This is a genomic window from Nostoc sp. FACHB-892, assembly GCF_014698795.1.
In the GTDB taxonomy this organism is placed as follows: domain Bacteria; phylum Cyanobacteriota; class Cyanobacteriia; order Cyanobacteriales; family Nostocaceae; genus Nostoc.
In genome coordinates this window covers 78,370-93,319 of record NZ_JACJTR010000030.1, presented here as the reverse complement: position 1 = coordinate 93,319, position 14,950 = coordinate 78,370, and the positions used below count along the sequence as shown (strand labels likewise).

Below are 14,950 nucleotides of genomic sequence, written 5' to 3'. Positions count from 1 at the left end.
GTAGAGGTCTAGATTGCATTGTCCTGTCGATGGTTTAGTAATTTTTCTAATTGTCCGATACCTGGAAAGTAGACGACCCTTATTTATGAATTCATTATTTTGTTATTCTGTCAATGCGTAAGTCCTAATAATCTGTTTTATTTAAAACTCCTTTCATCAATTTTTTAACTAGCGCTAGTGCATCCTTGGTTCTGGCTGAACCACCTAACTCGCCGAGAGCTTTTAATATTGGAAGTTTGTAAGCTTCTTCAGGAGTGCAAATTCCACGAGGTATTCGTCTAAAATAACGACGTTAACTTGGACTTGGCAAACTACCGTCCTCAAGATCGAATTCATCTACAACTTCAAAATCTTCATCCTCATCCACAACTTCAAGATATTCATCCTCATCAGACAGTGGTGAAAACAAATTACAAGGCTCAACAGTAATACACCCCCATGAACTACACGAACTGGGGAAAGTATAGTGGATCACTCCAGTTACCCTAAAAAATTCTGTTCCCCAATCTGGAGTACAGAGTTGAATTATTTCTCCAGTACAAGGAATTCTACTCACTTTAAAAACTAATGCACCCGAACTATTTTCTGTCAGTTTCCTAATAAATTTTTCAATTTGTAATTTGATCCTTTTATCTCTATGTTGATCAAGTTCATTTTGTGATGTGTATGATTACCTTTACTATTTTTTGATCGGTGATCACCAGAATTATCCAAAAAAACACTGAACTCGAACGCCGAAACTTAGTAACAGTGGTGATATAATTTCGTCATCAACCAGCAAAGTTGCGAGCAGTTTTAGAGATTGTCCAACGGACTTTATCAGATATTGTTTGATTCATAGTACTATTTCCCCATGCCTTTTTCAGAATAGTTGCTCAGGATCAATACCTGCGGCTCGTAATCGTTCTGTCAATATTGCAGACCGTTCACGTTCCTGTTCTAGCTCTTGATTTATTTGCTGTAATTGTTGGTTTGTTTGTTGTAATTGTTGGTTTGATTCTTCCTCTGGTAACATCACCAGCTGCCTGTCTGGTGTAAAAAAGCGTAATTTGCCTAAATATACTGCCAAAAACAGCCCTAATTGCTGACTCCACAACCAACCTGACTCAGTGGGTACAAGTTCTTGGTATTGCCCATCAACTATGTGAAATCCCTGTAATTCTAGGTTATTTGGGTCAAACCAAAAGTAATCTGGAGTGCGAAATGTATTCTGGTATATTTGTTTTTTCAAACCTTTATCAACCGAGGCAGTGGAATTAGATAATAGCTCAATAATCACATTGGGATATTTGCCGTCTTCTTGCCACACAACCCAGCTTTTACGGTCTTTTTTTTCTGTATTTAAAACCACAAAGAAATCAGGGCCTCGAAATTCTTCTGACTTTTTCTGGTTAGGACTGAAGTAGACTGTCAGGTTCCCGGTAGCATAAAAATCCTGACGATCGCGCCACCACCATTTGATGAGGCGGATAAGTAAATCAATTTGTTCACGGTGTAAATCAGATTCCAATGGCGGTTCGTCACTATAGATGTCGCCTGGTGGGAAAATTATACTTTCATTGACATCTTTTACATTAGTAGTGGTAGCAAGGGGCTGAGACATACAAGATAGTTTTTCTATTTGTATTCATGCTATCGTGACCAACCTTTACATAGAAGTGGGACACCGAATAGCCCGTCGTAGACATCGTACTCCTTATTCCTCATCCCGATATAATTCCTGCAAGTCCTGTAACTGAGTCTTGCGGGAAATGCGACGATATTTTTTACTTTCTAACTTGGGTTCGTATTGACTCTGCCCTTTGCCTTTGCTTTTTAACTTCATCGTAGATTCAGGATCAGCTTGTTGGTGCAGCTGAGTTTGACGAGCGATCGCATCGGACAAAAATTCTAAATAATGTTCATATCGTTCCCAATCTCCCCGCACCGCACATTCAGGCTCATCTCGATGCAGACAATCGCTAAACCGACAGCTAGCAACTGCTAACCGCTTTCTTGCTTCTGGGAAATAATGAATTAATTCTTCTGGTATACAATCCATGTCCGGCTGATTAAAGCCGGGAGTGTCTGCCAGTAAACCACCGCTAGGCAACTCAAATAATTCTATATGGCGAGTAGTATGACGACCACGAGCTAGTTTACCAGAGACTTCCCCCACTCGCAGGTTGGCAGAATCAATCAGCGAATTAATCAGGCTGGATTTGCCAACGCCGGAAGGCCCAGCAATTACAGTAATTTTATTGCTCAAATATCTAGCTGCTTGGTCGGTATTTATACCGTCTTGAACACTGATAAATATTGGATCATAGCCCCAACTAAGTAGGCGATCGCTAACTTGCTGCTGTTCTTGCTGTGAAATTAAATCACTTTTATTCAAACATAAAAGTACATTTAAGCCTGTAGACTCAGCCTTAATCAGAAACCGACTCAGTTGATAAGGTTCCAAAGGTGGATCAGCAACGGCAAATACCAATAGGATTTGGTTAACATTGGCGATCGCCGGACGATCCAATTCGCTTTGGCGGGGTAAAACATCAGCGATCGCACCCCGTCCCCCAGCCCAATCTGGTTCTTCAACTACAACGCGATCACCTACCATCACTTGTTGCCCGATTTTTTTCAGGCGTGTTCGGCGAGTACAGAGCAGGAGAAGGGGATGAGGGGGATGGGGAAGATGAGGAGGATCTTGCTCCCTCATCTCCCTTATCTCCCTCATCTTTTCATTCTCTTCATCCAGCTGTACTCGGTAAAAATTAGCCTGTACAGCCACCACCGTACCCAATAACTGTCTAGTTGCAGCAAAATTTTCCCCTGTCATTGGCTAGCAACTGGACGGCGTACTAACAGAGAAAAATAACTACTACAGTCTGTAATCTGTTCCACCTGATAACCTGACATTGTTAGACTATCGGGAACCTGCTCAATCGGCTCACCAGGGTCTAGCCAGACTTCTAGCAAACCTCCCAATGGCATTTTCTCCAGACGTAGTTTTGTCCGCACAAAATTAATTGGGCAAGGGGTGCCGCGTAAATCAAGTTGAGCATCGGGAGTTAAAAGAGAAGAGGGCTTCATTACTTAAATAAATTTCCCAAGAATCCTTCTAAACCGCCTTTACCAGTGCGATCTCCCTTAATTTTAGCCAGTTTCTCTAACAGTTCCCTCTCCTCAGGGGTGACCTTGGTGGGAATATCAATTAATACTGTCAGCATATGATCCCCTCGACTAACAGGATTACCTAAACGGGGTACACCGCGATTTTCCAACTTCATCACTGTATTGGGCTGCGTTCCAGCCGGAACGATCAGTTCTACTGGTCCATCGACCGTATCTACCTCTAACCGACAACCTAAAATCGCTTGCAGGTAGCTAAGTTTGATTTCCGAAAGAATATTAATGCCATCCCGTTGGAATTCCTCGTCCTCATTTACGAACAAGTAAACGTACAAATCCCCAGGAGGACCACTGCGTTGACCAGCATCTCCTTCACTAGAAATCCGCAAGCGTGTGCCATTATCCACCCCTGCTGGAATGGTAATTTTGAGTTTCTTTGTGACTTGATTTGCGCCCTTACCATCACAAGCATCACACTTATCTTCAATTACCATCCCTGTCCCATTACAGGTGGGACAAGTCGAGACTTGAGTGAAACTGCCAAAAGGTGTTCTAGTGACACGGCGGACTTGACCCGATCCGCTACAAGTAGAACAAGTCCGGGGGCGGGTTCCAGGTTTAGCACCAGAACCGCTACAGACTTCACAATTTTCTAGATGGGAAATGCGAATTTCTTTTTCCCCGCCAAATACCGCTTCTCGAAAGTCTAACTTCAGGTCTAGCCGCAGGTCATCGCCCCTTGCAGGTCCACTGCGCCGTCTTTGTTGCGTGGGATTACCCATACCACCAGCAAAGCCGCTAAAAATGCTTTCAAAGATATCGGCAAAACCACCCATATCGCCCACATCTTGGTAGCCAGCGCCAGCACCTGACACACCCTCTGGACCAAAGCGATCGTAACGAGCGCGGGTTTCTGGCTCTGAGAGTACCTCATAAGCGCGGTTAATTTCTTTAAACCGATCCTCCGCCCCCGGTTCTTTGTTCACATCTGGGTGATACTTCCGGGCTAGACGGCGATAAGCTTGTTTGATTTCTTCTTTGTCGGTGTCACGAGAGACACCCAGAATTTCATAATAGTCGCGGGCCATATAGCAAAGGTAAAAGTTAGAAGGAAGAAAGCAGAAGTCAGTAGAACGTCACTCACGGTCACTTGCTACCCTACAGGAAGGCGTTTTACTTTACAGATATGCAAGAGCAACACACTATCCTTTAAAGGGCGGCTTGCCGGAGGTCAGGCAGAAGATAAAATTAATTTTTGTTAATAACTGATTTTACCCTTTACCCTTTACAAAAATCACCGACAAATCTTGAGCAACAGGTGCTTTCCTCGTGGGAGACGACAAAAGCTATAAAAGTTATGAGCAGGGAAAGCCTCTGCTCAGACTTCTCACTGCCGAGTCGGCTGTCTCTTTTACAATTGTGCTACGTAGGAGAGGAAAACCCCGCCCATCAACCAGAGGGGCTAGCCGCACCATTAGGTGTGGAAAACCACCCAGATGCAATGGAAGTGCATCTGAACCGACATACTGCCTAGCAGTAATTTGCTTCTACAATCTAGCAAACTGCTGGGGTCTTGTGAAACTTCGCTAAATTTCTAATCAATATTTATATATATTAAAATGTCTTAATAAATATCTGCAACTTAGGGGAAGTAGGGAAGCGGCAGGGGAGGCAAGGGGGACATAGAGAATAACTATGCTCAATGCCCCATGCCCAATCCTTAATCTATAGCCTCATAATCAACCTGGGCAGTACTTTCTTCGTCAAAATCAAAGTTGAATTGTGGTATTAGTGTGCCATTCATTGGTGAGTCTACTTCTGGGGTAGAAAGACTAGTTGAAGCCTCTTCAATCTCATCACTTTGACTATTAGCCCGGTTATAGACATCGGCACCAATTGCAAAGAGGGTTTGTTGGAAGTCGTCTAAGCGTTGCTTAAATTCCACTGTGGAGATGCTGGAGTCGATCATTGCAGCTTGGAGTTGTGAAACTTTTTCACTGGCCAAGGTTTTCATCTGGTCGCCGATAAAGTTGTTATTATCCTTGATGGTGGATTCGTAACTCAACAACAGATTATCTGCTTGGTTTTTGAGTTCAACCAGTTCTTTACGTCTTCTATCTTCTTCGGAAAACAGTTCGGCCTCTTGACGCATCCGTTCGACTTCGTTGGTACTCAAACCACCTGTATTGGTAATCCTGATACTCTGTTCTCTACCTGTGCCTTTATCTTGGGCAGAAACCTTCATGATGCCGTTGACATCGATTTCAAAAGATACTTCAATTTGCGGCACACCACGGGGCGACGGGGGAATTCCTGCTAGCAGAAACTTGCCGAGACTTTTATTATCTCGTGACATTGCCCGTTCACCTTGCAGAACGTGAATTTCTACCGAGGTTTGCCCATCAACTGCTGTGGAAAAAACTTGTGACTTACTAGTAGGAATTGTGGTGTTGCGTTCAATGATTTTGGTGAACACTTCACCCAAGGTTTCAATTCCCAAGGACAGGGGGGTGACATCCAAAAGTAAGAGATTATCGACTTCGCCACCTAACACCCCTGCTTGGATAGCCGCTCCTAATGCTACCGCTTCGTCAGGGTTGATAGAGCGATCGGGAGCTTTGCCATTGAAAAACTTAATTAGCGCGTTTTGAACTGCGGGAATACGGGTAGAACCACCTACCAAAATAATCCGATCTATGGATTGTGGTTTGAGATCCGCATCTTTGAGCGCTTGGATCATTGGTTCGATGGTACCTTCAATTAAATTAAGTGCCAGTTCTTCAAATTTAGAACGGCTGAGTTCCATTTCCAGATGTTTTGGCCCGGTTTCATCAGCCGTGATAAACGGCAAGTTGATAGAGGTATTCATCATGCTGGAGAGTTCAATTTTTGCCTTCTCTGCTGCTTCCCGCAGGCGTTGCAGCGCCATCTTATCTTGGGAAAGGTCAATTTTCTCTTGTTGCTGGAAGCGTTCCATCATCCAAAGCACGATCGCATTATCAAAATCGTCTCCACCCAAGTGGTTGTTACCACAAGTCGCCTTAACTTCAAAAACGCCATCTCCAAGTTGCAGGATCGATACGTCAAAAGTACCGCCTCCTAAGTCAAATACTAAAATTAGCTGCTCTTGGTCTTGCTTTTCCAATCCGAAAGCTAAAGCCGCAGCCGTTGGCTCATTGATGATTCGCAGGACTTCTAATCCTGCAATTGTGCCAGCATCTTTAGTGGCTTGTCTTTGAGCATCTGTAAAATATGCTGGTACGGTGATCACTGCCTGAGTGACTTCCTCACCCAAGAAGTTTTCCGCATCCTGCTTCAGTTTTTGCAGGATCATGGCGGATAGTTCTTGTGGCGTGTAGTTTTTTGAGCGAATTTGGACATCAACGGTATCATCTCGACCTTTGACACAGTTGTAGGGGACGCGATCGCGTTCTATGTCAGTGTCTTCCCAACGCCGCCCGATAAATCGTTTAATACTGTAAATTGTATTTTCGGCATTGGTTACGGCTTGGCGCTTTGCCAATTGACCAATCAAGCGATCGCCACTCTTCCCAAATCCCACAATGCTTGGAGTAGTTCGTCCACCTTCAGAATTGGAGATCACCAGTGGTTGACCGCCCTCCAAAACTGCGACGCAACTGTTAGTAGTGCCTAAGTCGATCCCAATAACTTTTCCCATACTTGCCAGTATTTTTACCGAGTTGTTCTGCTGTAATCTGTCGCGGACTAACTTTTTTGCTACGAACCAAGGCTAGCGGATAACGTCTGTGGAACCTCTGTTGCTGGTAGCAAAAGAGAAGTTGAAACACAGAGAGTTATCCAAAGCCTTGTCCAAGTTTTAGGTACGCGATGCTCGTCCTTACTAGAACCCAGGCACTTTAGGTCAGCGAGACGAGCGACTACAGCTTAACTGTTGGCTGGACTCGACTGATCTTGCTCCGTAGAAGGTGTATCTTCCTTTGGAGCAGCTACTTTGACCATTGCATGGCGTAGCACGCGATCGCCCAAGTAATATCCGCGCACTAACTCTTCTAACACTGTTCCTTCAGGATGTTCATCCGTAGGTTCCCGCATTACTGCTTCATGCAGGTTAGGATCAAATTCTTGACCTTCAGGACGCATTGGTGATACACCCAACCGCTTCAGGCTATCTACTAGCTGTTTGTAAACGCCTTGGTAGCTTTTGTGCATGGTCATTTCACCATCAGATTGTGGTTTGAGGTGCGATCGGGCCCGCTCAAAATTATCGACCACTGGCAGCAATTCCAGAATTGTATTCCGCTTCATCAACGTCTCTAGCTCTTCTTTTTCTTTGCTAGTGCGTTTCCGATAATTCTCAAAATCTGCGGCAATCCGCATATATTGAGTACTACGCTCTTCTAGTTGCGTTTTGAGAGACTCGATTTGTTGAGTCAGTTCTGCCAAAGCTGCTGTTTGCACTCCAGTGTTTTCGGATGCAGCGACACCAATTTCTGGATTGAAAGTAGTCGGTTCTCCCGATATATTGGTTTGGGCTGCCACTTGCTCTGTCACCTCGCTACCAGATTCATTGAAATTAATTTGGGCTTGGGAATCACTCTTCATTTCTTGCTTTACCTCTGTTGGTTCACCCAATTGCTGGCTTGTATTGTTTATCTGTTTATTTTCATCCATCATTGTCTACTCATTCCAGATGCTTTTTATGGCAGTGTATTTCCACAGCTTGCAACCGTCCTCATCTACGACTTGCAACTGAGGCTGATTTTATTGCCAACAAGTTCCTAGAAGTGATGTAACCGCCCTCTTATTGTGGCAAATGGTGAACACGTTAGCGTAGACCCCACTAAGGCGGTAACCCGAACGAGTAGTGTACCTCTAGCAGCAAGTAATTTGGAAAAGTGGCACTAAATATGATTCGCCTTTCATCTGATTCATGAGTCAGTTTTTTAATGAATTACTACTTAAAATTTAACCATTTATCAAATATTGTCATTCCTTCGGAAGTGCTAAGTGTGGTTAGCGAATAGCTATGGTTGAGCCAGTGCTGAGTCAGATGTTTTGAGTCTTGGGTTATCTTTATAACTAAAAATTTGTTGATTTAACGTAGTCAGGAATTTATATTTTCTCTACTATTACTTCTTTTTGACTCAGCACTTAGCAAGAAATTTGAGCAACGGAAGCCACCACTCAGAAGTTCGGTGACTCAGGACTTTTTCGATACATGAGAATTCTGTCTCCCAGCCTGGGAATACTTTAAGCAGAGGTTTCCCCAAATCAATTGCTCATTTATGAACTCGTCACCACAACGGCGCAGTACCGCTCTAACTACCAGAACAGAGTTTTCGCCCTTTGGCAACAAGCTAGTGCAATCTGGCTATGTCAATACCGAACAGATGAGGCAGGCACTAATTGAAAGTCGCAAATCTGGCAGGCCCTTAACGGAAGTACTAGAGTCAATTACTGGGCAACAATTATCACCTGAGTTGCTCAGGCAATACAAAAAACAGCAGCTTTTTGAACTTAAAATACTATACGGTGTTGAATTTCTTGATCCGGAAGTCAACTCCCTTGGCAACACGATGATGGGGAACCTGATTGAAACCCTCATCCCAGTGGATATCTGCCGTCGTCATCGTTTAGTACCACTATCGAAACACGAAGACCAAACTCCGCCCTCAGTTTTAGTGGCGATGGTCGCTCCAGATAATCTAGAGGCTTCCGATGATCTAAACCGGATCTTGCGACCCCAAGGCTTGGCGTTGCAACGCATGGTGATTACACAGGAAGACTACCAGCAGCTAATCAACCGATATCTGGATGAAATGGCTGTTAAGCAAAAGCACCTAGAACAACAAAAGTTTACAGATATTAATCAGGATTTAGAAAACCTCGGAAATCTCGATATTTCGGATGCTCCTGAAGAAATGGAGGCTGATCTAGGGGCAGCGATGAAGGGTGCAGAGGATGCCCCAGTCATCAACTTAGTCAACAGAATCCTGGCTAAAGCCTTGCATGAGGGCGTTTCTGATATTCATATAGAACCGCAAGAAGAAAACTTACGCATTCGCTTTCGGAAGGATGGGGTACTGCGTGAAGCTTTTGATCCTCTACCGAAAAAAATCATTCCGGCGGTGACAGCCCGATTTAAAATCATCTCCAATCTAGACATTGCCGAACGACGTTTACCCCAAGATGGGCGCATCCGGCGGATGTTTGAGGGACGTAAGGTGGACTTTCGTGTAAATACCTTACCCAGTCGCTACGGGGAAAAGGTGGTGCTGCGGATTTTGGATAACTCTTCAACCCAACTGGGATTAGATAAGTTAATTACTGATCCAGAGACTTTAGATATTGTCAAGGATATGGTAAGTCGTCCCTTTGGTCTGATTTTGGTGACTGGGCCAACTGGTTCTGGGAAAACAACCTCGTTGTATTCTGCACTGTCAGAAAAGAATGATCCCGGAATTAATATCAGTACTGTGGAAGACCCAATTGAGTACAGTCTGCCAGGGATTACTCAAGTACAGGTGATTCGAGAAAAAGGGCTGGATTTTGCTACTGCTCTGCGGGCTTTCTTACGACAAGACCCAGATGTACTACTAGTGGGTGAAACACGGGATAAAGAGACGGCAAAAACAGCAATTGAAGCTGCCTTAACTGGTCACTTAGTATTAACTACCTTACATACCAATGATGCCCCAGGTGCGATCGCTCGTTTGGGAGAAATGGGAATTGAGCCTTTCATGGTTTCTAGTTCCCTAATTGGTGTTCTAGCTCAACGTTTGGTGCGGCGTGTATGTTCTGAATGTCGTGTTCCCTACACTCCCACAACCGAAGAATTGGGTCGTTATGGTCTATCAGCTTCCTCAGATGTTGGAGTTACTTTCTATAAAGCTAACACCTTGACATTAGATGCGATCGCCGAAGCCAAAACCAAAAATCAGCTTTGCTCAAAATGTAATGGCGTCGGTTACAAAGGGCGTTGTGGTGTCTATGAAGTCATGCGAGTCACCGAAAACCTACAAACCCTTATCAACGAAGATGCACCCACGGAACGTATCAAGGAAGTGGCAATAGAAGAGGGCATGAAAACCTTGCTGGCTTACAGTTTGGACTTAGTGCGCCAAGGTTCTACCACTCTAGAAGAAGTAGAACGAGTGACATTTACTGATACTGGTTTGGAAGCCGAGTTAAAAGCCAAACGCAAGACTGGTCTTACCTGCCGGACTTGCAACGCCACATTAAAACAAGAATGGTTGGATTGTCCTTACTGTATGACATCTCGGTTTTGAGATTAGTCATTGGTCATTAGTCATTGGTCATTGGTGAATGCTTAATAACTTTAGACAACTGACAAATAACATAGACGCTTTTGCGGCTTCCCGCAGGGTAGGACAAATAACAAATAACAAGCATTAAAAGGAGCAGAACTATGGAAATGATGATTGAAGATTTGATGGAGCAGTTGATTGAAATGGGTGGCTCCGATCTGCACTTATCCGCAGGTTTGCCTCCCTACTTCCGCATCAGTGGCAAACTCACCCCCATAGGTGAGCATGTATTGACAGCTGATCAATGTCAAAGGCTGATTTTTAGTATGCTCAACAACACCCAGCGCAAAACCTTAGAGCAAACCTGGGAGTTGGATTGTTCTTATGGTGTTAAGGGTTTAGCTCGCTTCCGGGTCAATGTCTATAAAGAACGTGGTGCTTATGCTGCTTGCTTACGGGCATTAAGTTCTAAAATTCCTAACTTTGAAAAATTAGGCCTGCCAGATATAGTGCGAGAAATGTGCGATAAACCCAGAGGGCTAATTCTAGTGACAGGCCCTACAGGTTCCGGGAAGACAACTACCTTAGCGGCGATGATCGACTTGATTAACCGCACCAAGGCAGAGCATATTTTAACAGTGGAAGACCCAATTGAATTTGTCTATGAACCAATTAAAAGCTTGGTTCACCAACGACAACTGGGTGAAGATACTAAGAGCTTTGCTAATGCTTTAAAAGCAGCTTTGCGGGAAGATCCAGATATTATTCTGGTGGGAGAAATGCGCGATTTAGAAACGATTTCTTTGGCGATTTCCGCAGCAGAAACAGGACACTTGGTATTTGGCACTCTCCACACTAGTTCCGCCGCCCAGACAGTTGACCGGATTATTGATGTTTTCCCCCACGAAAGACAAACCCAAGTGCGGGTGCAGTTATCTAACTCATTAGTGGGAGTATTTAGCCAAACTTTGGTATCCAAGAAAAACCCTAAACCCGGTGAATATGGTCGGGTGATGGCTCAAGAAATTCTGATTGTCACTCCTGCTATTTCTAACTTGATTCGAGAAGGCAAAACATCTCAAATTTACTCAGCTATTCAAACTGGCGGCAAATTGGGGATGCAAACTCTGGAGAAAGTTTTAGCCGATTTTTACAAAGCAGGAACTATCTCCTTTGAAGCTGCGATGTCTAAGACTTCTAAGCCAGATGAAATTCAACGTCTCATTGGTAGTTCTACACCGCAAGGAGCTGCCGCAGGTGCGAAACCCGGCGCTGCTGCCAAAGCCCATTAAAGGAACTGGAAAGATGAGGGGCATGAAAAACCCTTGACTATTTTGAATTTGAATTTTTAATTTTGAATTGATTTATGCCAACCTACGTTGCTCGTGTTCGGGATTCTCAAGGAAAATCTCGAACGGAAAAAATTACTGCTGAATCTTTAGTACAAGCTCGTACTAATCTCAGAGATCAAGGTTTTGTAGTCCAAGAACTCAAACAATTTCAAGGATTTCAGACAAATTTTGACTTCAAAAAATTCCAGACTTCCTTAGTTAAGGTTTCTGTGAAAGACAAAGCCGTTTTTTCCCGTCAATTTGCCGTTTTGATGAATGCGGGAGTTGCGATCGTTAGAAGTTTAGGGGTACTTTCCGAACAGTGTAGTAATCCTAAACTGAAACAAGCTCTTGTGGAGATTAGTGGTGATGTTCAAAGCGGAATGAATCTTTCAGAGTCAATGCGGAAGCATCCTGACTGCTTTGATGGATTATATGTGAGTATGATTCAAGCTGGCGAAGTTGGTGGTGTTCTAGACGAAGTATTGAATCGTTTAGCCAAGTTGTTAGAAGATGTTGCCCGCTTACAAAACCAAATTAAATCAGCATTGTCTTATCCAACTGTTGTAGGTTTTATAGCAGTTGCTATCTTTCTCGGTATGACCATTTTCCTGATTCCTATTTTTGCTAATATTTTTACAGAAATCGGAACTGAATTACCGCCTCTAACGCAATTCCTCATGGATGTTAGTCAATTTCTGAGAAGTCAGAAGGTTTTCCTGCTTATTGCTATTCTTGTAGGATTGAGAATTGCTTATACACAATACGCTAAAACTCCTATTGGTCGCATAACACTTGATCGTCTTTCCCTTAAGCTGCCATTGTTTGGTGACTTAATTCAAAAATCTTCGGTTGCCCGCTTTAGCCGGACTTTTGGTTCTTTAACTCGTTCAGGCGTGCCAATTTTAACTTGCTTAGAAATTGTCCGAGATACATCAGGAAATCAAGTAATTGCCAATGCTATAGACGCAGCCCGGATGGAGATTCAACAAGGAGGTATGATTAGCATTGCTTTACAAAAAGATAGCGTTTTTCCGGCTATGGCAATTCAAATGATTAGTATTGGAGAAGAAACTGGAGAATTAGATGCAATGTTGATGAAAGTTGCTGATTTCTATGAAGATGAAGTCGAGCAGGCAGTAAAAGCAATGACTAGTATTTTGGAACCAGTTATGATTGTAGTTCTAGGCGGAATGGTTGGAACCATTTTGTTAGCAATGTATCTGCCTATGTTTAAGGTATTTGAAACATTGGGATAGGGGATTAAAAGTTAGGAGGTAGGAGTTTAAACTCTTTATTTCTCATCTTCATGATTAATTCCTAGCTACCTAATTTTATTTCTAACTCCTCACTCCTAACTATTTTCTAAACTATGACTGTGCAAAAATCTCACTATGAAGCGAGTTTGGCAGAGTACAGCAATCATCTAGCTGCGATCGCCTTACTAAAGCAATATCGGCCATACTTGGAGATGATTCCCAGTCTGCGCCGTCCTGATGAAAGCGTCATTACTATTCCTTTGCCAATTGTCCGGCTTCGCAATACTGCTACAACAGCCCCACAAACGATTTGCTTACCCTGTGATGTAGCAATTTTGATGTGCGATCCAGAGTGGAAAATCAAAACTGGAGCAGAAATTTTAGTCTTTATTCACCGTGCAAACGAAGATTTTTCTGATTTGTTAGGACGTTGGCGACAAACCCAAGTTTTCTTGGACAATGATTATGAGTGGTTAATGCCTCTACGCCACAGCCATATTTTGAGTGAGGGAGCTAATACTATATATCCTCTGTTTGTTGTTTTTAGTGATACTTTAGAACGCATCCAACGAGGACTCATAGGAGCCGAACTTCCATTTATTATGCAAACATCAGATTCACTAATTGAGGAAAATTTCACAAATATTTTCTCTCCAGAAATTCCTCCAGCTTAAAAAGATTAGGAGTTAATAAGGAGAATTAGATAAGTTGAAAGTGAGGAGTTAAAAGTTTTAAATTGCAAATTTTGCACAAAGCCAGAGATTGTTAAGTCTCAAATTTCAGTTTTTAACTCCTAACTCCTAACTTCTAACTCCTAACTCTTAACTCTTAACTCCTAAGTTTTAACTATTACCTAACAAATTGCGGCATAATTTCGGCAGCAGTGAATATTCCATAGATGCCACGTTGGTGCAATTGTCTACCAGCTTTGAGATAGCCGAAGGCAGGGCCGCAGACATTGGCTGCCATACTGGTTTCATCTCCCAGAGTAAAGGTATGGGTGGAAATCTTGCCTTCAAAGGTGCGTCCTGTTACCTTAACGTTGGTGCTGAGGGGCTTTTTAGGATTACGAGTATCGACTACACCACCAACAGTAACGCGATCGCGATCGCAAATTCCTGCTACCTCTAGCATCACATCATCAGCGTGTTCCATATTCTTCAAGGTAAGCACGCCATTAGTTTTATCTAGTAGTGCTTCGACCTCTGCATCAGTCATCGCCCTAGCAGTTTCAACTGTGTAACCAGGCATATGACCAATGTCTTCCCGAACCGTAGCGCGGTAAGCTTCCCAATTAGCAATTCCCACCCCAAAGGTAATTTCAACTTGATGAATTTCCGCGTAGCTTTGGGCTGCTAATGCGGCGGCGGCTGTTAACAATCCGGGTGTAGCACCACAGCCTGTCATGTAGGTAATCCCGGCGGCTTGCAGTTCTTCTTTCATCGCCAGTAGTTGTTCTACAGCAGTGGTGCGCTTAATTGCATCTACTAGCACCCCACGCCAACCAGATTTAATAAACTCTTTGGCTACAGAGGGGATAAAATCATTTGGTAGGTTGGGTAAAGCCAGAAAATACCCATCCACAGGTTGAGCTATTTCAATTACATCCTGAATACTTTGAGTTGTTAACGTACCAACTGGCTCTAAATAACCTACCGAACCTTGGGACTGATAGGTTGCAATGCATTCTTGAGTATTTAAACCTTCAGCAGCGTAAGCGTAACCTTTTTGATCTGCTGCTGCGACTAAAATCATTTCCTGTTTAGCAGCAAGTACCTTGGCGGCGGCTTGTCCGAGTCCGCCGAAACCTAGTACTCCTATGCGTATCGCTGACGAAATATTTAGAGAATTTTTGACTTTTTCGGAACTCATAGTTAATTGGTTAAGTTGAATCACAAGCCTTTAGCATTCAACATCTCAGCTTCCGGCTTATAACTGGTGGCTGATGGCTGATAGCTCAAAGCTATAGAGGTTAATTATGATTCATTATCCTGGGTTC

Annotated in this window: 13 protein-coding genes; 5 read left to right on the top strand and 8 right to left on the bottom strand. The window is 43.4% G+C overall.

What is annotated here, in order from left to right:
• Positions 1–292: 292 nt before the first annotated feature.
• The 5 genes from H6G96_RS28625 to dnaJ all read right to left on the bottom strand — a co-directional run bounded on the left by H6G96_RS28625 (position 293) and on the right by dnaJ (position 4,199).
• On the bottom strand, positions 293–556 hold the full coding sequence (locus H6G96_RS28625) for a hypothetical protein (protein WP_190915875.1): 264 nt from the start codon (positions 554–556) through the stop codon (positions 293–295).
• A gap of 306 nt (positions 557–862) precedes the next feature.
• Positions 863–1,603 carry a Uma2 family endonuclease gene (locus tag H6G96_RS28620; RefSeq protein ID WP_190915873.1) on the bottom strand — a complete coding sequence of 247 codons (741 nt, stop codon included), beginning with the start codon at positions 1,601–1,603 and terminating at the stop codon, positions 863–865.
• A gap of 93 nt (positions 1,604–1,696) precedes the next feature.
• Positions 1,697–2,818: a small ribosomal subunit biogenesis GTPase RsgA gene (gene rsgA, locus H6G96_RS28615; protein WP_190915871.1), complete on the bottom strand. Its 1,122-nt coding sequence runs from the start codon at positions 2,816–2,818 to the stop codon at positions 1,697–1,699.
• Positions 2,815–3,072: a sulfurtransferase TusA family protein gene (locus tag H6G96_RS28610; protein ID WP_190915869.1), complete on the bottom strand. Its 258-nt coding sequence runs from the start codon at positions 3,070–3,072 to the stop codon at positions 2,815–2,817. Before H6G96_RS28610 ends, rsgA begins: the two co-directional genes overlap by 4 nt.
• On the bottom strand, positions 3,072–4,199 hold the full coding sequence (gene dnaJ, locus H6G96_RS28605) for a molecular chaperone DnaJ (RefSeq protein ID WP_190915868.1): 1,128 nt from the start codon (positions 4,197–4,199) through the stop codon (positions 3,072–3,074). Before dnaJ ends, H6G96_RS28610 begins: the two co-directional genes overlap by 1 nt.
• A 269-nt stretch (positions 4,200–4,468) precedes the next feature.
• Here dnaJ and H6G96_RS28600 point away from each other — a divergent pair, with 269 nt between their 5' ends.
• On the top strand, positions 4,469–4,645 hold the full coding sequence (locus H6G96_RS28600) for a hypothetical protein (RefSeq protein ID WP_190915866.1): 177 nt from the start codon (positions 4,469–4,471) through the stop codon (positions 4,643–4,645).
• A 186-nt stretch (positions 4,646–4,831) separates the two neighbouring features.
• On the opposite strand, the gene dnaK is transcribed toward H6G96_RS28600, so the two are convergent.
• Both dnaK and grpE read right to left on the bottom strand, forming a co-directional pair.
• A complete protein-coding gene (gene dnaK / locus H6G96_RS28595; RefSeq protein WP_190915863.1) occupies positions 4,832–6,790 on the bottom strand; it encodes a molecular chaperone DnaK in 1,959 nt (652 codons plus the stop codon).
• A gap of 227 nt (positions 6,791–7,017) precedes the next feature.
• Complete coding sequence (gene grpE, locus H6G96_RS28590; protein WP_190727902.1) at positions 7,018–7,767, bottom strand: nucleotide exchange factor GrpE; 750 nt, start codon at positions 7,765–7,767, stop codon at positions 7,018–7,020.
• Between the two features lie 611 nt (positions 7,768–8,378).
• Between grpE and H6G96_RS28585 the strand changes: the two genes are divergently transcribed.
• From H6G96_RS28585 to H6G96_RS28570, 4 genes are all read left to right on the top strand, one after another.
• Positions 8,379–10,382: a GspE/PulE family protein gene (locus tag H6G96_RS28585; RefSeq protein ID WP_190915861.1), complete on the top strand. Its 2,004-nt coding sequence runs from the start codon at positions 8,379–8,381 to the stop codon at positions 10,380–10,382.
• Between the two features lie 140 nt (positions 10,383–10,522).
• On the top strand, positions 10,523–11,653 hold the full coding sequence (locus tag H6G96_RS28580; protein ID WP_190915859.1) for a type IV pilus twitching motility protein PilT: 1,131 nt from the start codon (positions 10,523–10,525) through the stop codon (positions 11,651–11,653).
• Between the two features lie 74 nt (positions 11,654–11,727).
• On the top strand, positions 11,728–12,951 hold the full coding sequence (locus tag H6G96_RS28575; RefSeq protein ID WP_190915857.1) for a type II secretion system F family protein: 1,224 nt from the start codon (positions 11,728–11,730) through the stop codon (positions 12,949–12,951).
• Positions 12,952–13,064: 113 nt separating this feature from the next.
• Complete coding sequence (locus H6G96_RS28570) at positions 13,065–13,625, top strand: hypothetical protein (RefSeq protein WP_190915855.1); 561 nt, start codon at positions 13,065–13,067, stop codon at positions 13,623–13,625.
• Between the two features lie 175 nt (positions 13,626–13,800).
• Here the strand turns inward: H6G96_RS28570 and H6G96_RS28565 are convergent, their stop codons facing one another.
• The gene (locus H6G96_RS28565) at positions 13,801–14,823 is read right to left on the bottom strand and encodes a saccharopine dehydrogenase-like oxidoreductase (RefSeq protein WP_190915853.1); all 1,023 of its coding nucleotides are present in this window, start codon (positions 14,821–14,823) and stop codon (positions 13,801–13,803) included.
• Positions 14,824–14,950: the final 127 nt, after the last annotated feature.